The sequence below is a fragment of the Gordonia amarae NBRC 15530 genome, assembly GCF_000241345.1.
In the GTDB taxonomy this organism is placed as follows: Bacteria; Actinomycetota; Actinomycetes; order Mycobacteriales; family Mycobacteriaceae; genus Gordonia; species Gordonia amarae.
Genome location: NZ_BAED01000064.1, coordinates 59083 through 80195, shown reverse-complemented (window position 1 = coordinate 80195; position 21113 = coordinate 59083). Strand labels below are relative to the sequence as shown.

The 21113-nt window shown below is 68.7% G+C and carries 16 protein-coding genes; 7 read left to right on the top strand and 9 right to left on the bottom strand.

Going from position 1 to position 21113, the window contains the following annotated elements; translation table 11 throughout:
- Positions 1-4: 4 nt before the first annotated feature.
- From lysX to GOAMR_RS19630, 4 genes are all read right to left on the bottom strand, one after another.
- Positions 5-3331: a bifunctional lysylphosphatidylglycerol synthetase/lysine--tRNA ligase LysX gene (gene lysX / locus GOAMR_RS19645; protein ID WP_005192065.1), complete on the bottom strand. Its 3327-nt coding sequence runs from the start codon at positions 3329-3331 to the stop codon at positions 5-7.
- 138 nt (positions 3332-3469) lie between these two features.
- Positions 3470-4276: an ABC transporter ATP-binding protein gene (locus tag GOAMR_RS19640; RefSeq protein WP_005192063.1), complete on the bottom strand. Its 807-nt coding sequence runs from the start codon at positions 4274-4276 to the stop codon at positions 3470-3472.
- On the bottom strand, positions 4269-5300 hold the full coding sequence (locus GOAMR_RS19635) for a FecCD family ABC transporter permease (RefSeq protein WP_005192059.1): 1032 nt from the start codon (positions 5298-5300) through the stop codon (positions 4269-4271). Before GOAMR_RS19635 ends, GOAMR_RS19640 begins: the two co-directional genes overlap by 8 nt.
- Entirely contained in the window at positions 5297-6331 is a 1035-nt protein-coding gene (locus tag GOAMR_RS19630; RefSeq protein WP_138943818.1) for a FecCD family ABC transporter permease, read from the bottom strand. Before GOAMR_RS19630 ends, GOAMR_RS19635 begins: the two co-directional genes overlap by 4 nt.
- A gap of 80 nt (positions 6332-6411) precedes the next feature.
- On the opposite strand from GOAMR_RS19630, the gene GOAMR_RS19625 reads away from it, so the two are divergent.
- From GOAMR_RS19625 to GOAMR_RS23835, 3 genes are all read left to right on the top strand, one after another.
- A complete protein-coding gene (locus tag GOAMR_RS19625) occupies positions 6412-7389 on the top strand; it encodes an ABC transporter substrate-binding protein (RefSeq protein ID WP_005192053.1) in 978 nt (325 codons plus the stop codon).
- Positions 7386-8534, top strand: coding sequence for a lipase family protein (locus GOAMR_RS19620; RefSeq protein WP_005192051.1), 1149 nt, complete (start codon positions 7386-7388; stop codon positions 8532-8534). The genes GOAMR_RS19625 and GOAMR_RS19620 overlap by 4 nt, the downstream gene beginning before the upstream one ends.
- Before the next feature lie 102 nt (positions 8535-8636).
- Positions 8637-9494 carry a TY-Chap domain-containing protein gene (locus GOAMR_RS23835; protein ID WP_005192049.1) on the top strand — a complete coding sequence of 286 codons (858 nt, stop codon included), beginning with the start codon at positions 8637-8639 and terminating at the stop codon, positions 9492-9494.
- A 3-nt stretch (positions 9495-9497) separates the two neighbouring features.
- On the opposite strand, the gene GOAMR_RS19610 is transcribed toward GOAMR_RS23835, so the two are convergent.
- Both GOAMR_RS19610 and GOAMR_RS19605 read right to left on the bottom strand, forming a co-directional pair.
- Positions 9498-11240, bottom strand: coding sequence for an ABC transporter ATP-binding protein (locus GOAMR_RS19610; protein ID WP_005192047.1), 1743 nt, complete (start codon positions 11238-11240; stop codon positions 9498-9500).
- Complete coding sequence (locus GOAMR_RS19605) at positions 11237-13840, bottom strand: ABC transporter ATP-binding protein/permease (RefSeq protein WP_005192029.1); 2604 nt, start codon at positions 13838-13840, stop codon at positions 11237-11239. Before GOAMR_RS19605 ends, GOAMR_RS19610 begins: the two co-directional genes overlap by 4 nt.
- A 212-nt stretch (positions 13841-14052) precedes the next feature.
- Between GOAMR_RS19605 and GOAMR_RS19600 the strand changes: the two genes are divergently transcribed.
- The 4 genes from GOAMR_RS19600 to GOAMR_RS19585 all read left to right on the top strand — a co-directional run bounded on the left by GOAMR_RS19600 (position 14053) and on the right by GOAMR_RS19585 (position 19526).
- Positions 14053-14658, top strand: coding sequence for a DUF8020 domain-containing protein (locus GOAMR_RS19600; protein WP_005192026.1), 606 nt, complete (start codon positions 14053-14055; stop codon positions 14656-14658).
- A 151-nt stretch (positions 14659-14809) separates the two neighbouring features.
- A complete protein-coding gene (locus tag GOAMR_RS19595) occupies positions 14810-16078 on the top strand; it encodes a competence/damage-inducible protein A (protein ID WP_005192024.1) in 1269 nt (422 codons plus the stop codon).
- 143 nt (positions 16079-16221) lie between these two features.
- Positions 16222-18348: an RNA polymerase recycling motor ATPase HelR gene (gene helR, locus GOAMR_RS19590; protein ID WP_005192021.1), complete on the top strand. Its 2127-nt coding sequence runs from the start codon at positions 16222-16224 to the stop codon at positions 18346-18348.
- A gap of 134 nt (positions 18349-18482) precedes the next feature.
- The gene (locus tag GOAMR_RS19585; protein WP_005192018.1) at positions 18483-19526 is read left to right on the top strand and encodes an NAD(P)-dependent alcohol dehydrogenase; all 1044 of its coding nucleotides are present in this window, start codon (positions 18483-18485) and stop codon (positions 19524-19526) included.
- Here GOAMR_RS19585 and GOAMR_RS19580 read toward each other — a convergent pair.
- From GOAMR_RS19580 to GOAMR_RS19570, 3 genes are read right to left on the bottom strand one after another with little or no spacing between them, the layout of a single operon-like run.
- Positions 19523-20155 (bottom strand): 4Fe-4S single cluster domain-containing protein, encoded by a 633-nt coding sequence (locus GOAMR_RS19580; RefSeq protein ID WP_005192016.1) that lies wholly within the window; start codon positions 20153-20155, stop codon positions 19523-19525. The two genes, GOAMR_RS19585 and GOAMR_RS19580, sit on opposite strands and share 4 nt — an antisense overlap.
- A complete protein-coding gene (locus GOAMR_RS23830; protein WP_005192014.1) occupies positions 20145-20912 on the bottom strand; it encodes a ComEA family DNA-binding protein in 768 nt (255 codons plus the stop codon). The genes GOAMR_RS19580 and GOAMR_RS23830 overlap by 11 nt, the downstream gene beginning before the upstream one ends.
- Complete coding sequence (locus tag GOAMR_RS19570) at positions 20896-21111, bottom strand: DUF2997 domain-containing protein (RefSeq protein WP_005192011.1); 216 nt, start codon at positions 21109-21111, stop codon at positions 20896-20898. The genes GOAMR_RS23830 and GOAMR_RS19570 overlap by 17 nt, the downstream gene beginning before the upstream one ends.
- Between the last annotated feature and the right edge of the window lie 2 nt (positions 21112-21113).

Genomic DNA, 21113 nt, shown 5'->3' with positions numbered 1-21113 from the left:
GGCGTCAGGTGTTGTCGAGCGGTTTGACGAATGGGAAGGTCAGGGTTCTGCGGATCGGTACATCGGTGAGCATCATCATCAGCCGATCGACCCCGAGCCCGAGCCCACCGGTCGGCGGCATGCCGTAACCGAGGGCCCGTACGAAATCGTCGTCGAAGGCCATCGCCTCCGGATCGCCGCCCGCCGCGGCGAACGACTGCGCCAGCAGACGCTCACCCTGATCGACGGGGTCGGTCAGTTCCGAATAGGCCGTACCCACTTCAGCACCGAAAGCGACCAGATCCCAATGCTCTGTCAGCCGCGGGTCGTCGCGGTGCGGGCGGGCGAGTGGCGAGACCTCAACAGGGAAGTCGTAGTAGAAGGTGGGCGTCACCGTCTGCTTTTCCACCAGCGCTTCATACAGTTTCATCACCAGCTGACCGGCGGAGGCATCCGGAGCGACCTCCACCGTGTGGTCCCGACAGATCTCGGCCAGTTGAGCGGCGCCGGTCCCGGCCGTCACCGGTACCCCGGTGGCAAGTGACACTGCCTGGTGCACAGTGATCTCCGGCCATTCACCGGTGAGGTCGACGGTGCCGCCGCGGCGCTTGGCGACCGGTGCGCCGTTGACGGCAACCGCCGCGGCCACGATCAGCTCCCGGGCAAGCCGGGCCATCACCCGGTAGTCGGCGTAGGCCTGGTACACCTCCAATGCGGTGAACTCGGGATTATGGGTGGCGTCGGCGCCCTCGTTACGGAAGTTGCGGCCGAGTTCATAGATCCGTGGCATACCCGCGACGACAAGGCGTTTGAGATAGAGCTCGGGCGCGATCCGCAGCGTCAGCGGCATATCGTAGGCGTTGATGTGGGTGGTGAACGGGTGCGCCGCGGCGCCGCCGTGCACGGTCTGCAGGATCGGCGTCTCCACCTCGAGAAATCCGGCTTCCTGCAACGTGTTCCGCAGCGCCAACACCCCACACGAGCGTTGGACAAGCAGTTCCGTCGCTGAGAAGTCGGTGAGCAGCTCCAATGTCCGGTTGCGGGTGCGTACCTCGTCGGTCAGCTCCGCTCCCGGCGCCGGCACCGGGCTGATGCACTTGGCGGCCATCTGCCAGCGCCGCACCAGAATCGACAGTTCGCCGGTGCGTGTGGTGCACACCTGCCCGGTCACGCTGATCAGGTCACCGATGTCGACACCGACCCGCAACGCGGTATGCGCGCCTGGATCAGACTGTGCCGCATCGAACATCGCCTGAATCCTGGCACCCGACTCGGCGAGGTCGACGAACACCAGTCCGCCGAAGTCGCGGACCCCGCGAGCCCGTCCGACCACCGAAACCACGACGCCGGTCTCGGTATCGGGGGGCAGTTCGGCGAAACCCGCACGCACACCGGCGATATCCGCGTCCCGGGTGACGCCGGGCGGATACGACGACATACTCAGCGCGTCGAGCATACCGATCTTCGCCAGCCGGGCCCGCTGCTGGTCACCGGGTCGCCGATCCGGGAGAGGGCGACGCCGCTGTTCGGTCTCGATGGCCGCGACCGCCGACAGGAACTCGCTGTCGGCGCGGATCTCCTGGTCTTCGGGGACGCCGGGGCCGGTAAGCACGGCCGGGCCGAGCTTCGGCACAAAACCCTCGGCGATTCCGCCGGCCAGCGCCGCCCGGACAACCGACAGCGGTGGCTGGTAACACATGATCCGCGGCACCCAGGTGGGCCGGTACTTCTGGTTGGACCGGTACAGCTGATTGAGCTGATAGAAGCGCGACGCGAAATCCAGGACGGCGTCGACGCCGCGGGTGATGGGACCGGCGCCCACCTTGTCGGCGTTGGCGTACACCGACCGGAACATCGCGAAGTTCAGTGAGATCCGGCTGATCCCGGCGCTTCGGCAGTGCTCGATCATGCGGACCACGAGAAACTCGATGACGCCGTTGTCGCCGTCCCGGTCGCGGCGCATGAGATCGAGCGAGATGCCGCGCAAGCCCCATGGCACAAACGACAGCAGACCACGGATGCGGCCGTCGGGGCCGTGTGCGGTGATCAGCACACAGTTGCCGTCGACGGGGTCGCCGAACCGGTTGAGTGCCATCGAGAAGCCACGTTCGACATCCTCGCCGCGCCATTGTTCGGCCAGCCCGGCGATCGTGGTCACCTCGGCGTCGGTCAGTTCCCGATGCCGGCGCACCCTGGCGGTGTACCCGGCGGCCGCGACCCGGTTGACCGCCTGCCGGACCGGTTTCATCGCCGGTCCGCGCACCGTGAACGAGCCGACATCGATGATCGCCTCATCGCCCATGTCAAGGGTGCGCAGCCCGGCGTGCCGATACACCTGTGCACCGTGGTCGCCGGCCGCCAGGACCACCGCGTGTACGCCGTGCTCCCGGCAGTTGAGCAGCCAGGCATCGACGGCCGCGGCCCACGATTCCCGGTCGCCGACCGGGTCGGCGCCGGCGACGCTGACACTGCCGACCACCCGGAACAGCACAGCGGCGCGACGATCGGGAGAGAACACCACGCTCTTGTCACGGCGGGTGGCGAAGTAGCCGAGCGAATCGTCCTCGCTGTAGCGGGCCAGCAACCGGCGGACGTCCAACTCGTCCTCGCGCGAGAGGAACTGGTTGGAATGGTTGGCCCGCGAGAGCACCAGCAACGCCAGAATCAGCGCGATGGCGGAGGTGATGCCGACGACGGTGAACACCCAGTGCGACCCCTGATGGCCGTGAAAATACGGGGCGTGCGGGGCAACGTGATCACCCAGCGTTGCCAGCACCGACCAGTGGAGCTTTTCGCGCAACCCGTGTAGGTGATGAGGTGCGATGCCGGTGAGGCTGATCGCGACGAGCCACGATACGGTCATTCCCGCGGCGAACACTCCCAGCGCGGCCGGGATCGAACCGCCGGCCAGCCGCGCCGTGAAGGCCCGCCGCGACAGCGCCAGCGCCAGCGCCGCGATGATCCCGGCGCCCAGCGCCGTCCAGGCGATCGGCGACCGTTCGTGCCATGTCTCGTATACGTGGTAGTGGTCGTAGCCGTGTTCGGCGCGATAGACGATCACCACGAGACTTATCAGGTTGAGCAGCTGCAACACCATCAGCACCGCATAGGCGACGACGAATCGGCGGCGGATCGCACCGGCGAGGACGAACACCAGGAGCGCCACGTACAGGCTGCGGTCGGCGGGGATACCGATCACGTTGAGGGCGTCGGTCAGATAGTCGACAGGCCGCCAGTCGCGGGTGACGATCTCGATCAACGACAGGAAGCCCGCGCCGGTCAGCATCCTGCTGACGATGGTCGCGACAAATTCGGCAAAGCGGTCACGTGCGACCGGCGAGATCCGTGGCACGCGCCACGTGCGAACAGCGGTGCGCGAGCGGCCTTCTGGGGGTGCGGTGCCGGTCACGTCGGTTCAGCGGTCTGTCGGAGTGGTCACCAGGCCCAGGATATTCGCAGAAACCTGTGCGGACCCCGAGAAAACCGGGGATCAAAGATCCCGGGGGTCAAGGGGATACACGGCAGGTGTACCGCTGATCGGGTCGGGCGCCACCAGCGCCGGCAGCTGGAACACGTCGCGCAGCAGGTCCTCGGTGATGATCTCGTGCGGTGTACCGGTGGCCACCACGCGCCCGGCGTCCATCACGATGAGATGGGAAGCGTACCGGGCTGCCTGCGCGAGATCGTGCAACACCACCACCTGGGTTTTGCCCTCGTCGTGCTGGGTCCGCATCAGTTCCAGCAGCTCGTACTGGTTGGCGATGTCGAGGTACGACGTCGGTTCGTCGAGCAACATCACGTCTGTCTCCTGCGCCAGCAGCATCGCGAGCCACACCCGTTGGCGCTGGCCGCCGGACAGTTCATCGATCATCGCGCCCGCGAACCCGTCGACGCCGGTCGCCGCCATCGCCCGTTCCACCGCCCGGGTGTCCGCGTCGCTCCACTGGTGCAGCAGCCGCTGATACGGGTAGCGGCCGCGGCCCACCATCGCCGACACCCGCACGCCCGACGGGACGATCGCGCTCTGCGGCAGCAGCGACAGTTCCCGGGCGAACTCCTTGGCCCCGAACGCCCCCACCTCGCGCCCGCCGAGCAGCACCCGGCCGGCTGTCGGGGTGAGGATGCGGGCGAAAGTGTGCAGCAGCGTGGACTTTCCGCAACCGTTGGGGCCGATGATCATCGTCAGCGAACCCTCGGGGATGTGCACGGTGAGGTCGTCGAGCACCACCTTGTCGCGGTACCCGACCCGGACGCCCTCGGCGGTCAGCGCGGGTCCGGAAAGAACAGCATCAGACACGGACAGCCCTCCACAGGAAGTAGATGAGGATCGGGGCACCGAGCGCCGAAGTCACCGCGCCGATCGGGGCGCTCCACGGCAGGATCGTGCGGGCCGCGGCGTCGGCGCACAGCACCAGCGTCGCACCGGTCAAGCCCGACACCACCAAAGGCGGTGACGCGGTGCGCGTCAGGCGGGCGGTGATCTGCGGCGCCACGAACGCGACGAAGCCGATCGGGCCGGTCGCGGCCGTCGCCAGCGACGTGAGCAGCACCGAGACCAGGAGCAGCCCGCGTTCGGTGCGCGCCACCGGCACGCCGAGAGAATGGGCGCGGACCGCACCCAGCGACAGCATGCTCGCCCGCCGCGACAGCGGGACGATCACCGCGATCGCCGGCACGAGCGCGGTCGCGACGGGCCAGATGTGTTCGGCCTCGCGGCCGGCCAGCGACGCCGACAACCAGATGTAGGCGTGCGCGGCCACCTCCGGGTCGGCGATCGCGACCAGGTAGGTGACGATCGCACCGCACAGTGACGACAGCGCGATACCGGCCAGGACCAGCCGCAACGGGTCCATGCCGACGGAGAACGCGGCGATCCCCGCGGCGATCACCAGTCCCCCGACGATCGCGCCCACCGGGGCGGCCCAGCTCTTGCCGTCGAGCACGCCGTCGTTGGCGACGATCACGATGACCGCCCCCGCCGAGGCGCCGGCGCTGATGCCGAGGATGTCGGGGCTGGCGAGCGGGTTGCGGGTCACCGACTGCATCACCGCCCCCGCGACACCGAGCGCCGCCCCGGCCAGCGCCGCCACGATCACCCGGTTGGCGCGCAGGTCGAGCAGCAGGGTCCGGTCACCCCGGGTGCCGCCGCCCGACAGGACGTCGACAAGCTGTCGCGGCCACAGCGTTTCCTCACCGAACATCAGCGCCACGGCCAGCGCGGCGAGCAGCGCGACGACGAGCAGCACCGACACCACGACGCGCCGCCGCTCCACGACGACGAAGCAGCCGCCGACGCCGATGCCGTCCGGTCGCACGCTCATGCGACCGCCCGGAATCGGGTGCGCCGCACCACGATCAGGAAGAACGGCACCCCGACGAACACGAGCATCACCCCGGCCGGGATCTCGCGGTCGGCGACCACCCGGCCGATGATGTCGGCGATGAACAGGATCGCGGTGCTGCACGCGGCGGCCATCGGCAGGATCAGCCGGTAGTCGGCGCCGACCAGGCCACGCGCGATGTGCGGTGCGGTCAGCCCGAGGAACGCCAGCGGACCGGCGACGGCGGTGGCCGCGCCCGCGAGCACGGTGACCGCGATCAGCCCGGCCACCCGCAGCCTCGGTACGTTCAGGCCCAGCGACGACGCCGCCTCCGACCCCATCGTCAGCAGGTTCATGCCCGGTGCCGACGCGAACGCGATCACCGCCCCGATCAGCAGCGGGATCGCCGCCGACAACAACAACCCGGTGTCCACCCACGCCACCGACCCGGACGTCCAGTGCCGGAAGGTGTCGAGCGCCTGTGAGCTGCGCAGGATGATCGTCGTGGTCAGCGCCCCGAACAGCGCCGACACCGCGGCACCCGCGAGGACCAGGCCCACCGGGTCGTCGCCGCGTCGTCCGGTGCCGCCGATCGCGAACACGGCGGTCGCGGCCACCGCCGCCCCGGCGAAGGCGAGCAGGACCTGGCCGAGCACCGAGTCGATGTCGAGGAACCAGATGCCGACGACGATCGCGAGGGCCGCACCCGCCGAGATGCCGAGCAGTCCCGGGTCGGCCAGCGGGTTGCGGGTGTGTCCCTGAATAAGGGTGCCCGCCAGGCCCAGGCCGATACCGGCGATGACGATGACGCAGGTGCGGGGCACCCGGTAGTGCAGCACCGCCGTCTCCTTGTCGGTGGGCACGGAAGAGAAGCCGTGGCCGTGAATCCAGTTGCCGAGGATGCGGAAGGTCTCGCCCGGCCCGGTGCTGAGCGCGCCGACGCACAGGCTCGCCGCGGTCAGCCCGGCGACCACCGCAACGACGGCCACGGCTGCCATCGCGATCGTGAATCGAGTGTGTTGTGTCAACACCGGGTAAAGGTTAGCCTCACCTGAGAAAACGGTGCCTTTCGGGCACGCACAACCGGGACGGGTCGAGGGAGATACGCCAGATGCGGCTGCGCAACAGATCACTCACACGCTGGGGCGCGGTCGCCGTCGCAGGCGTGCTTGCGGTGGGACTCGTCGGCTGCAGTTCCGGAGACAGCGGCGACGGCGGTGACGAGCACAAGCTCACCCTGCAGGGCACCGAAGTCACCCTCCCCAGCAACCCGCAGCGCATCATCTCGGTCCACAACGCCGGCACGCAGGCCCTGATCGAGGTGGGTGCCGGTGACCGGCTCGTCGCCGCGGCCACGATGGACACCCCGATGGTCCCGCCGGCCAACCGCGAGGCCTACGCCAAGATCAAGAACAAGATCGACGGCACCGCGCCGGCCGAGACGCTCACCCAGTACGACCCCGACCTGATCGTCACCATCGACGCAGGCGATCCGGGCGCCAACAAGGACCTGGCCGCGCTCGCGCCGACCGCGATCATGAAGATCCGTGGCACCGAGCGCACCGACTGGGAGGGTCGCACCAAGTCGGCGGCCGCGATCCTGGGCACCACAGACAAGTTCGACGCCCTGCAGGAAAAGCTGAAGCGGCGGCAGATCAGCATCAAGACCACCTACGCCGACGTCCTCACCAAGGTGAAGGTGACCGTGCTCGATTCGCACGAGCCGGGCGAGATCTACGTCGCCGGCACCAAGTCGATGATCGGTGACCTGTTCGGCCAGGCGGGTGTAGTGTTCGCCGACTCGGTGACCGGCGACGGCACCGCCCCCGACACCAACCCGGGCGAGTTCACCGCCTCCCCCGAGAAGCTCGGCCAGTTCCTCGACGCCGACGCCATCTTCGTCGCCTCCGACTTCGACGGCGGTCACAACGCGCTGCAGCGGCAGTTGCTGAACAATCCGCTGCTCAAGTCGTCGAAGAAGCCGGTGTTCGGGCTCGGCACCGTGACCATCTCGTCGTTCGCGCAGGCTGACTACATGCTCGACCAGCTGGAGAAGGCGCTCAGCGAGCTGCAGGGCACGCAGCGGTGACCGCCTGGACCCGCGCCGCGACGGTGGTCGCGGCGGTTCTCGCCGCGTGTGCGCTGCTGACCGCACCCGCGTCGGCCGCACCGTCCGAGCCGGGCGCACTGCTGACCTTCAGCAAGGTCGGCGAGCAGGCGTTCGGGATGCCCGGCGGGCGTGCCGCGTACACGCTCACCTACCTGTCGCGCGGGGCCGGCAACACGCTCACCCCGGTTCGGGCCACCGCCTGGATCCCGACCACGAAGGCACCGGCGACCGGCTACCCGGTGACCGCGTACGGACACGGCACCGCCGGACTCGGCGACAGCTGCACCCTCGCCAACGCGTTCCGGGCGGGCGGCCGCTCGTACGGCCCGTACTTCGGTCCGTGGCTGAAGAACGGCTTCCTGCTGGTGGCACCCGAATACGCCGGCATCGACGGACCCGGCGTACACCCGTACCTCGACGGCCGGGTGTCGGGGGCCAACCTCATCGACGCCGTCCGCGCGGTCCGTCAGCTCGGCGCGAAGGTGGGTGTGAAGGTGGGCCGCGAGTTCACCACCAGCGGCGGCTCACAGGGCGGGCACGCCTCCCTGTTCGCCGGGACGATGGCGCCGAAGTACGCGCCCGAACTCACGCTCATCGGCACCACCGCCGTCGCCCCGCCGGTCCACATGGACCGGTACCTGGCGGCGCTCGGACCGTATGTGCCGTCGCTGCCGATCCCCGACTACGTCACCTACCTGTCGTACGTGCTGCGCGGGCTGGCCGTGGCGAATCCGTGGCTCAAGGTCGACGCGTACCTGACGCCGACCGGGAAGTCGCTGCTCACATCGGCCGAAACCCTGTGCTACCCGGACCAGGTGAAACGGTCCGCCGGGGTGGGCGTCGGCCAGATGCTCACCCGGAGCCTCGGGCAGGGGCCGCTGATCCGGGCTGTCCGGCAGACCCAGGTGGTCCCGGTGCGCGGCTTCCGCAGCCCGGTGCTCATCCATCAGGGCGTCTTCGACGTCACCGCGTTCAGCCCGCTCACCGAGCTGTACGTGCGCGACGCGCGCGCGGCCGGAGCGAACATCGACTACCGCCGGTCCACCACCGGGCACGACATGGGCGGGGCCACCGAGACCGTGTCCGCGAAGTGGGCCCACGACAGGTACCTCGCCGGGCGCTGAAACCATACCGGCCGCTGTAAACCGTTCCCGGAATGTCGTAGCCGTCGCCTACTGTGGCCACTGCACGATCCGCCCGGATCACGCGGTCAGGAGGGGACGACGATGGAGCAGATGCCGTTCGACGCGCAGATGCAGCGCGCCTGGGACGAGTACGAACTCGGCCTCGCGGTCCGGCTGTACGACCTCGGCCGCGACGACACCCTGACGGTGTCGGCGGTGTCCGCCGACGTGCCCGACGGTCCGCATCCGCGTGTGGTCTTCACCGTCACCGGGGCCGGGCGGGTACGCGCCACCATCAGCGACGCCGACCTGAGCGCCGACCCCGACGGCTACGCCGAGCAGATCGACGGAATGGCCGAGATCGGCTGGCGGCATCTGGCCAACGGCACCCACATCGTCGAGGCCGGCAAGCGCAACCTGGAGAAGGTCGCGTTCATCGTCACCCGCGCCTTCCTCGGGCTCTGGCACATCACCCACCCGGCCTTCCTCGACGACGCCGACGAGCCGCCGGCCGAACCGTCCCCGGACTCGAAGTCGCTGCCGTTCACCCCGGCCGCGGTGCTGCCGGTGATCCTCGACTATCTGGCGGGCCTCACCGGACTCGAGGACTGCACCGTCGAGGACGACCGCATCACGCTGCCGTCGGTGTACGGCACCCGGTCGTGGATCTCGCTGTCCAAGCACGGACCGTGGCTCGAATGCGCCGCCAACCTGGGCAGCGCACCCGACAACACGATGCTCGGGCAGATCATCGCCGCCCACGCGCTGCGCTGGCCGTACGTCACGCTGCTCGTCGCGCAGGACAGCGTGTTCGCGGTGCGCAGCATCGACGCGGCGGACCTGAGCCCCGACAATTTCGTGCACGGCCTCGGGTCGTGGCACAAGTTCCTGGCCCACGGCGCCCCGGCCATCGTCGAACTGATCTCCGACGCCAACGCGGGGCGGCCCTGGGAGCCGTGATTCTCAGGAGCCGGTGAGTTTCCAGCCGGCGCTCGCGCCCTGCTGTTCCCAGAATCGGGCGAATCGTCCACCGGCAGTGAGGAGTTGATCGGGGGTGCCCTGTTCGACGATCCGGCCGTCATCGATCACGATCACCTGATCGGCGTGGCGGATACCGGCCTGCCGGTGGGCGACGATGATGCGGGTGCGCGGTGTCCCCTCCCCTGACAGGGCGTCGACGATCGCGCGTTCGTTCTCGTTGTCGAGGGCGCTGGTGGCCTCGTCGATCAACAGCACCGGCGCGGGTTTGAGCAAGGCGCGGGCGATGCTGATGCGCTGACGTTCACCACCCGAAAGAACCGAACCGCCCTCGCCGACCTCCGACCGGACACCGTCGGGCAGCCGACCGGTGATCTCGTCGACCCGCGCGAGTCGTGTTGCGGCGGCGACCCGTTCGGGACCGGCTGCCGGGTCGCCGGCGAGGACGTTCTCCTCGATGGAACCCTGGATCAGGTACGGCTCCTGGAACACCACACTCGACAATGCCCGGCGCGCGGGCAGATCCAGCGTGGCCACATCGACACCGTCGAAAAGGACACGCCCAGAATGTGGTTCGTGCAGGCCCGCGATCAGGCCGAGGATGGTGGACTTGCCCGACCCGGAGGCGCCGATGATCGCCGTGGCCGAACCGGCTTCGATGGTCAGGCTCAGATCGTCGAGGATCGGGCGGCCGTCGCCGTACCCGAAGGTGACGTTCTCGAACTCGATCCGCGGCGGCCCGGACAGCTCGGCCCGCGCGGCCGTACCCTCGTGCGGGCCATCGGTTTCCGCGCCCAGGACGGTGCCGATCCGTTTCAGCGTCAGCCGGCTGGTCTCCAGTCCGGAACCGAGTTCGGCGAGCACCGTGAACGGTTCGAGGTAACGTACCGCCACCACGATCAGCGCCACCGACTCGGCCGGGGACACCTCGCCGCGCACCGCCAGCCACGCGGTGGTCCCGGCCAGCGCCAGCAACGCCACCTGGCTCGCGAGGCTGAACAGCACCTGCCCGGGGATCTGGAACAGCAGCAGCCGGGTGGTGGCGCCGTGCTGACGGTCCAGCGCCTCGCCGACCAGCCCGCGTTCGGGTTCGGCCCGCCGCGACACCCGCAGCGCCTCCTGGGTGCGGGCGAATTCGATGACACGGGCGTTGAGTTCGGCATTGGCGTCGTCGGCGACGGCGTCGGCCTTCTTGGTGATCGCGGTCGTGGCCCACTGCGCACCCAGCAGCAGCGGCACCCCGGCCAGCGCGACCAGCGCCAACTGCCAGGCCACCCCGAACAGGGCGATACCGATCGCCGCCGGCAGCAGCACCGCGCCGGTCACCGGAACCACCAGGTACACCACCAGACCGGCCAGGTCGGGGCCGGTCGCGGCGATCGCCTGCCGGGCGTCGGCGGTGTTGGAGACGTTGAACCAGGTCAGCCGTACCCGCGAGAGCCGTTCGGCCACATCGTGCTGGGCGGTGTCGACGATGCCGAAGCCCAGCCCGAAACCACTGCGCGAGATGGCCCTGTCGATGATCCAGCCGACGACGGTCGAGATCGTGAGCGCACCCAGCCAGAGCAGTGCCTTGTCGTGGTCGCCGTCGAACAGGCCGGACAGCAGCGGCACCAGGAACACCACGCTCGCGGCGCGGATGATCACCGACAGCACCGTCAATACCGCGAAGCGGCGCAGGAAATCGGTGTAGCCGGGCGGGATCAGGGCCAGCAGGGTGCGGATCATCGGTGTGCTCCCGTCGTCAGATCGGTGGTGCCGGAAGAACTTTCCTCCAGCGAGTCGCCCTCCAGGGAGTCCCAGAGCGCCCGATACCGGCCGCCGGCGTCGAACAACTGTGTGTGGGTGCCGGTTTCGACGATCCGGCCACCGTCGAGGACGACGATCTGATCGGCGTCGACGACGGTGTGCAGCCGGTGCGCGATCACCAGCACCGTGCGGTCCGCGGCGAGCCGGCTCAGTGATTGCTGCACAAGGTATTCCGATTCGGGGTCGGCGAAGGCGGTGGCCTCGTCGAGCACCAGGATCGGGGCGTCGGCCAGCAGCGCGCGGGCGATGGTGAGGCGTTGCCGCTCACCCCCGGACAGGGCGGCGTCCGGACCGAGAAGGGTGTCGTACCCGTCGGGCATCCGCTCGATCCGGTCGTGGATGTTGGCCGCCCGGGCCACGGTCTCGATACGTTCGCGGGAGGCGCCGGGGACGGCGAGGGCGATGTTCTCGGCGACCGTGCCGGCCACGAGTTGTGTGCTCTGCAGGACGAATCCGAGCTGCCGGTACAGTTCGTCACCGGTCATCGACCGCAGATCCCGGCCGCCGATCCGGATCGCACCGCCGCCCACGTCGTAGAAGCGGGCCAGCAGCGCCGCGAGCGTCGACTTTCCCGAACCCGACGGCCCCACCAGCGCGGTCACCGTGCCCGGTTTCAGCCGCAACGACACATCGTGCAGCACCGGCACGTCCTTGCGGTACCCGAACGTCACGTGGTCGAAGATCACGTCGCGTTCGTCGGCACCCGTCTGGTTGTCGAGGACCGCGAGTTCGGGTTCTTCGAGGGTGGCCTGGATGTCGCGGGCGGCGACCGTGCCGGCCCGCAGCCCCGACAGGCCGTAGCCGATGCCGAGCAGCCGGGCACCGAAGGTGGTGCCCAGGAACAGGAACGGCAGCAGGTCGACGGGCTGCGCCCACCCCCAGATGACGAACAGTGTTCCGGCGCAGCAGATCAGCCACAGGAAGGTGGTGGGGCGGGTCACCAGATCCATCACCGTCTTGGCCTTGATGAACGGGCGCTGCCAGTTGTCGAGGAAACCGATGTAGCCGTCCAGGTTTCGCCGGAAACTCGACGCCATCGCGCCGCCGAACACCCGGATCACCGGCTGCGCCTCCAGATAGGCGGCGGCCTCGCCGTTCATGTGTTCGGCCCATTTCTGCGCCTGCGGGATCTTCGGACCCGACTGCACCATCATCCGCCACATCACCACCACATAGGTGAGGACGGGGAGGAACATGCACAGCGCGATCCCCCAGTCGACGGTGAACAGATAGACCAGCACCACGATCGGGGAGACCACCGCGGCGACGGCGTCCACCACCGCGTGGGTCACCAGATAGTGCAGGGCCAGAGTGTTGTCCTGAATCTGCGACTTGATGGTGCCCGAGTTTCGGGAGGTGAACCAGCCCAACGGCATTCGTGACATCTTGCCGATCAGCCGGTGTCGAAGGTCACGGGAGAAGCGGGCGTCGACCAGATGCAGCCACAACATCAGCCCGAACTCCAGCAGCAGTCCGGCACCGATCAGCCCGAGCGCCCAGTATCCGAGATTCCACAGCTCCGAAGACGGCGCGCCGCGCAGGATGCGCCGGGAGAACTCCACCAGCACCACGTACGGGGCCAGTTGCAGTAGCACAACGACCAACTGGGCGATGCCGGCGAGGATGAGCTTGCCCTTGAGCGGCGCGATTAGCCTGCCGGCTCCGGCGGCGCTCCACGCACCCTGTACCGCCGTGGGTTCGGTGGGTTGGGCCGGTTGTGGCTCCTCCGGTGGCTCGGGGACCGGCTCGGCCGCCGCCTGTGCCGCCGCCTCGGCTTCGGGGTCGCGTTCCTTGCCCATCGCCTTGCCGTGCACCCAGTAGGCCTGCGCGTGCGTCTGCGACTTGGGGAAGCCGAACTCCTTGGCGCGCTTGCGCACCTCCTTGAGGGTGCCCGATTCGGGGCACACCCACAGGTACCAGTTGGACCAGTCGCGGTTCTCCAGCGCCATGGCCACCGACGCGGCGTCGCCGCGCGGCACCCAGTGCGTGCGCAGCCGCGGATGCTCCGGGAGCGGCAGCTCGTGATCGAGCGGGTCGTGTTCCTCCAGGTACAGGTCGATCGGGAGGTCGTCGGGGATCACGTCGATGACGGTCCGGATGGCGGGGAGCGACGCCGAGTCGCCGATCATCAGGTATCCCTCGGGCCGGCCCACCGTGGGCACCTCGAAGGGTATCGCGCTCATCCACATCACCGAGATCTCGTCGCCCGGTTCCACCGTCTTCGCCCACGCCGACGCCGGTCCGGCCGGTTCGTGCAACACGAAATCGACGGAGAATTGTCCGTTTTCGGGGTCGGCGTCGACAAAGGTGTAGGCGCGCTGGAACTCCTTGCCCTGCCCGTCGGGGAACCAGCCGCGCACGAAGGCCGTCGGGAAGGCCTCGGCCTCCTCGAACAGGGTGTCCGATACGAACCACACCCGTTTACAGTGTGCGGTGATGTCCTGGACACCAGTCACTTTCGCCACGTGATCGCGCGCACCGAAGGCACGCATCAGCGCCCCGTTGAAACCTCTCGACATGACGTCCTCCCGTCCATCTGCTCGAAGTTAGGCCAGACTCACCTTAGTTCCAGGGGTGCGTGTCAACAATCCCCCTCGGCCCGATCCACGGGTTCTTCCGGCATCGATCCGGCAACAATGCCCGAGACAGAGGTGATAAGTCGGACATCAGGCGCCGATGATTTGGCAGGGTAACCATCACGGACTCCACTATCGAAAGGCCCCGGTCACCCATGCGACTTCTCCGACGAATCGGTCTCGCCCTCGGCGTCACCGCAACAGCCACCGTCCTCGCCGTCAGCGCCGGCACCGCCGACGCGGCCCCCGTGTCGGGCGCCAACCCGACCAGCGTCACCACGGCCATGCCCGGCAAGCTCACCACCAAGCTGACCAACGCCACCTTCCTGCCCTACAGCGGCGGCAAAAGCCTGTCGGTGGCCAACCGCAGTGGCAAGGTCATCGAGCAGGTTCCGCTGACCATCCCGATCAGCGGCGTCGCCGTCCCGCTGCGGGTCAAGCTGAGCGCCGACCGGACCAGCGCCACGCTGATCCCGATCGTCACCCCGCAGAACCGCGCCCTCATCACCAAGGACGTCAAGCCGTACGCGTCCAAGCAGGCCGCCTACAACCGGATGATGCGTGAGGTGATGATCGGCTGGAACAACGGCGGCAGCCTCACCGCCGCCATCGGCGCGATCGTCGGCCTCGTGGTCGGCTGCCTCATCTTCGTCGGCTGCCTGTGGCTTGCCGGTGTCGGCGCGATCGTCGGTGCGGCGATCGGCATCAACGACGCCAACCCGCGTGCCTTCCACGCGGTGCTGAACTGGCTCAACGCCTGACACCCCACCCCGCTGGTTGAGGTGCGAGCTTGCGAGCCTCGAAACCCGGTGAGATGACATCGTTCTCTCACCGGGTTTCGAGGCTCGTCGCTAACGCTCCTCACACCTCAACCAGCGGCCGGAAGACCGGCGGTGGCATAGGCTCGGGCAGGTGAGTGCGCGCGCAGGGATCATCGTCACCGGAACCGAAGTGCTGACCGGCCGGATCGCCGACCGTAACGGGCCGTGGGTATCCGAACAACTCCTCGGCTTCGGTATCGACGTCGCCCACATCACCATCTGTGGCGACCGGCCCGACGACCTGACCGCCCAACTGCGTTTCCTCGTCGACGAGGGCGTGGACCTGATCGTCACCACCGGCGGACTCGGGCCCACCGCCGACGACCTCACCGTCGCCACCGTCGCCGAATTCTGCGGCCGGGAACTACGGCACGACCCCGAACTCGAACAGCACATCACCGACATCCTGCTGCGCTGGCGCGGCATCGAGGGCCGGTTACCGGAGGCTGCGGCGGTCGGGGTGCACGAGCAGGCGTACGTGCCCGACGGCGCTCGGCACATCCCGCCGACCGGCACCGCGCCAGGCATCGCCATCGGCCGCACCGACCCACTGCCCGCGATCATCGTGCTGCCCGGACCGCCCCGCGAACTGCAGGCCATGTGGCCGGCCGCCATCACCACCGACGCGTTCACCGAGGTCACCGCCTCGCTGCCGGTGTTCGCGCAGGAGACGATCCGTGCCTACCGGCTGTCGGAGGCCGAGCTCGCCGACACCCTGCGCAGCGCCGAGCAGCTGGTGCCCGGGTTCGGCTCGCTGGAGATCACCACCTGCATCCGGGCGGGTGAGATCGATATGGTCACGCGCTTCGCCGACGACGGACGTGAAGCCTATGCCTCGCTGCTCGAGTTGATGACCGAACGCCATGGGGCACAGATCTTCTCCACCGACGGTTGCACCGTCGACGACCTGGTGGCGGCGGCACTCGCGGGGCGGATGATCGGGACCGCCGAATCCTGCACCGGCGGCAAGATCGCCGCCCGGCTCACCGACCGGGCCGGGTCGTCGGAGTACACGGCCGGTGGTGTGGTGTCGTACTCGAACGAGGTGAAGACGAGTGTCCTGGGTGTGCCGACGGAGTTGATCGCCGAGTTCGGAGCGGTCAGCGAGCAGGTGGCCGAGGCGATGGCCGACGGGGCGCGGCGGGTGCTGGGCACCGATATCGCCGTCTCCACCACGGGGATCGCCGGTCCGGGTGGGGGTTCTGCCGAAAAGCCGGTGGGTACAGTGTGTTTCGGGGTCTCACTGAACGGTGCACCGACGCGGACGCTGACGATCCGGTTCCCGGGTGATCGCACCACGGTGCGGGCGTTGACGGTGACTGCCGCCATGCATCTGATCCTGGAGACGTTGGGAGCCTAGCGCCGCCGGCATGAGGTGACCACCCCGAAACAGGAGAGATTTCTTTCCCACTTAACGGTATATCGCGGATGGGGCCTTGCCGCAAGGCCCCCGGTGTGGTGCACAATCATTTCTCCCACCGCCCACGAGGAGTTCGCCGCCGCATGCAATCACCGTTCCGGATACCGGAAACCCTTGTACACAAAGCTGATTCACGATTCATCGCCGGAGATGTCACGCGTTTCGCGGCCATCGACGGCGCGCTCGCGCACACCGTCGACACCCTGACCACCCGTATCGACACCCTCCGGAAGGCACCGGGCGGGGCGGGGCATCATGCGATGGAACGGGATATGGAGATCCACCGCACCCACGCCCGGCTGGCGACGATCCGGCGGTACGGGCTCGACCTGTGCCTGGGACGGATGGTCGGCACCGACGGCACGATCACCTACATCGGCCGACTGGGGCTCTCCGGTCCAGACGGCGACCAACTGCTGGTCGATTGGCGCACACCGGCAGCCGAACCGTTCTTCGCCGCCACCCACGCCGACCCGCGCGGCCTCACCAGCAGACGCAGGTACCGCTGGTCACAGGGGGCGATCATCGACTTCTGGGACGAGGCCCTCACCACCGAACCGGCCGACGACCTCGTGCTCGACGACGACTCGGCGTTCCTGGCCGGGCTCGGCGCGGGCCGCGGCGAACGGATGCGGGACGTGCTCGGCACCATCGCCGCCGACCAGGACGCCATCATCCGCGCCGGCTCGGCGGGCACCCTCGTCGTCGACGGCGGGCCGGGAACCGGGAAAACCGTTGTCGCACTGCATCGTGCGGCATACCTGCTGTATGCCGACCCCCGGCTGAGCGGGCAGCGGGGTGGGGTGCTGGTGGTGGGTCCGCACCGGCCGTATCTGTCGTATGTGGCCGATGTGCTGCCCGGACTCGGCGAGCAGGGGGTACTGACGTGTACCGTTGCCGACCTGGTTCCCGAATCCGGCTGTGCCGTCGCGGAATCAGATCCCGAGGTGGCCCGGCTGAAAGCGTCGGCCGCGATAGTGGGTGCCATCGAACCGGCGGTGCGGTTCTACGAGGAAACACCGCGCACGTCGCTGACCGTCGACACCGACTGGGGCCGGCTGACGCTGTCCCCCACCGACTGGGCCGAGGCCTTCGGCGAGGCCGAACCCGGCACCCCGCACAACGATGCCCGCGATGCGGTGTGGGAAAAGCTGCTGGAGATCGCCCTCGCCGCCCTGCCGATCGACCCCGAGGAGCTCGGTGAGGCGCGGACATCGTTGCGGCGCACCACCGAACTGGTCGCGGCGTTCAACCGGGCCTGGCCGCTGCTCGATCCCGTCGACATCGTCGGCGACCTGTGGACGGTGCCCGCGTTCCTGGCGATGTGCGCACCGTGGCTCACCCGCGCGGAAGTGCTTGCACTGCAACGTCAAGACCCGGCGGCGTGGACGCTCCCGGACCTGCCGCTGCTCGACGCGGCCCGCCGGCGCATCGGCGACCCGGAGGCCACCCGGCAACGACACCGCCACGCCGCCGCGTTGCGTTCCGAGCGGGCCCGGATGGACGATGTGATCGCCGATGTGATCGCCGCCGACGACAGCGAGATGCGGGTGGCGTCGATGCTCCGGTCCGACGACCTGCGCAACGCCCTCGACGACGACACCGTCTCGGCCACAAGCGATCCCGACGAGCTCGCCGGACCGTTCGCGCACATCGTCGTCGACGAGGCGCAGGAACTCACCGACGCGCAGTGGCAGATGCTGCTCGTCCGGTGCCCGTCACGGAGTTTCACCGTGGTGGGCGACCGGGCACAGGCGCGGGACGGGTTCACCGAGACCTGGCAGGACCGGCTCGGGCGGGTCGGCCTGCGCGATATCCGCCGGGCCGGACTGTCCGTCAACTACCGCACCCCCGCCGAGATCATGGCCGAGGCCGAGCCAGTGATCCGGGCGGAGATCCCCGACGCCAACGTGCCCACGTCGATCCGATCCTCCGGTATCCCGGTGACCCACGCCCGGGTGGGCGAGCTGGAATCCGTTGTGGACGGGTGGCTTCGGGAGAACCCAGACGGAACAGGCTGTGTCATCGGCGACTCCGTCGTGCTGCACCGGCCGCGGGTGCGGACGTTGACCCCGAGCACCGCGAAGGGTCTGGAGTTCGATCTCGTCGTGTTGGTGCGGCCCGAGTCGTTCAGTGCCGGAGTGGGCGGCGCCGTCGACCGGTATGTGGCGATGACCCGCGCGACGCAGCGGCTGGTGATCCTCACCTGATCGGATGGTCAGTCCGGGTGGGGACTTACGTCCTCAAAGTGCCCCATGTTGATCCCAAAGCACCTCGCCCGCCCGGACACGCGAGTAAAACCCCAAGGTGAGGTCCGCGTCATATTTGAGAGGTACCGTCCCACATGAAGGCCATCCAGTTCATCGCTCCCGGACAACCGCCCGAACTGCGCGAGGTGGACAAACCTGCGCCCGGACCCGGGCAGGTGCTGCTCAAGGTCACCGCCGCCGGCGCCTGCCACTCCGACGACTTCGTCCTCAATGCCCCGCCCGGCGCCTTCGCCTACCCGCTGCCGATGACGCTCGGCCACGAGGGTGTCGGGGTGGTCGCCGCGGTCGGGTCCGGCGTGAAGGCGATGACCGAGGGAACATCGGTGGCGGTGTACGGGCCGTGGGGCTGCGGCACCTGCCACCGCTGCGCGCAGGGTCAGGAGAACTACTGCCTCAACGCGGCCGAACAATCCATCACCCCGCCCGGACTCGGCACCGACGGTGCGATGGCCGAGTACCTGCTCATCGACAACGCCCGGCACCTGGTGCCGCTCGGTGACCTCGATCCGGTAGCTTCGGTAGCACTTACCGACGCCGGACTGACTCCCTATCACGCGATCAAGGCGTCGCTGCCGAAGCTGGTCGGCGGCACCACCGCCGTCGTCATCGGGGCCGGCGGGCTCGGGCATGTGGGTATCCAGTTGCTGCGCCACCTCACCGCATCCCGGATCATCGCCGTCGACGTCACCGAGGAGAAGCTGGCGTTCGCGAAGGAGGTCGGGGCGCATGAGGCCGTGCTCAGCAACGCCGACACCGTCGCCGAGGTCCGCAAGATCACCGGAAAGGCCGGGGCCACAGCGGTCTTCGACTTCGTCGGATATCAGCCGACCCTGGACATGGCGATGGGTATGGTCGGGGTGTTCGGCGATGTCGTCATCGTCGGCCTCGGCGACGGGGTGGCCGCCGCCAAGGTCGGCTTCTTCTCCCAGCCGTACGAGGTGTCGGTGCGGGCGCCCTACTGGGGCACCAGGAGTGAACTCATCGAGGTGCTCGACCTGGCCCGCGACGGGGTGCTGCACGTGGCGACCGAAACCTTCAGTCTCGACGACGGTGTGGAGGCGTACCGGCGGCTGGCCGCCAACGACCTGCGCGGGCGCGCGGTCGTGGTGCCGGACTAGGCAGGTCGGTTGCGCCGGCGGAAGTCGTCGGCGAGGAGAGTGTCAAGTTGGTCCAGGTCGGCCCAGCCGTTGACGGTGACCTCGCCGGAGGCTGTCACGCGCACCTCGATGCGGTCGGGGAGGTCGGCCAACCCGGCCTCGACATGACGGAGACGATCGGTCAGGAAGTGGAACTCCTGATTGGTCGAACCCACCCACGGCCGCCGGAGATCCGGTTGGCCCGACAGATACGGCCCTGACACCAGCAGGTCAGTGGCGGAAAGCAGTTCAGCGGCCCCGTCGGGGGCACCTGCCCCGTTCAGCTCGCGGTAGGTGAAGCCGCTGAACGTCATCACCGAAAGCCCCTGCGCGGCAAGCCGCGATGCGAAGTCCGCGAGCGGACGGGCCTGTTCGAACGGCTCCCCGCCGAGCAGCGTGACACCGTCGATACCGGGTACCGCCAGGGCGCGTTCGGCCAACTCGGCGGCACCGATACCGGTGCCGCCCTTGGCACCCCACAGGTGGGGGTTGAAGCAGCCGGGACAGCGGATCGAGCAGCCCTGCACCCAGACCGCGAACCGGCGGCCGGGCCCCTCGGCGACGGTATCGTCGACGACGGCCCCTACCCGGATCGTGCGGTCAGATATCAAGGATCCGGCCTCCCGGTACCGGGGGTGGCGGGGGCGGGTTGTGCGGCGCCGAGCCCGGATCCGGTTGCGACGGACCGAAAGACACCTCCCGGAGCCGGGCGAGGTGGTGTGGCGCCAGACCCGCCGACGCGGCGATCTCTTCGAACGAGCGGAAGCCGCCGACGCGGGTGCGGGCGGCGATCACCGCATCGGCCTGCGCCGGGCCGAGGCCGGTGGTGGCCGACAGTTCGGCCGCCGACGCCGAGTTGATGTCGAGCTGCGCGGGCGTGGGAGCGTAGAAGTCGTTCATGCCGACAAGACCCTGAACCGGTGCGGGTGCGGCAGGAGTGGGCGGGGGCGGATAGGTGGGTGCGGGGGCGAGCGGTGGGATCCCGAACGGGGCCAGCTCATCCTGGGCCTGCCGTTGTGCCAGCAGCCGCAAGTAGTTGTTGCGCAGCGATATTCCGGCGATCAGGTGCAGGATCCACGACACCAGGACCAGGTTGATCGCCCAGTCGGCGACCTTGTGATCGTCGGTCTCGAAGATGAACGCGCACAGGCACACCGCCAGAGTGACCACCGTCGAGATCACCGCGTAGACGGTCCACTTACGGTTGTGGACCTTGTTGGCGGCGTAGATGAATCCGGCGCACGAGACGAAACCGAGACAGAGGGCCGGCGCGAATACCCAGATACTGTTCTTCCAGCGCCACTTGCGATCCGCCAGCCTCGCGGCGGCGGACGGGTCGACCCAGCGCGGGTCAGTGGTAGAGCTCATCGATGTCCTCGGCTGTGTCCGACACGGTGGTCCGGTGGTAATCGGGAGTGAACTCGCTGGTCACGGTCGTCGCTTCGAGCAGGTCTTCCAGGACGGCGATCTGATCGAGGCACGACGGACCGACCACACCTTTCGTCTCTGCGCGCACCGTTCCGTCGGCGGCGACCGTGAGCACGATCTGTTTTCTGTCGCTGCTCACGC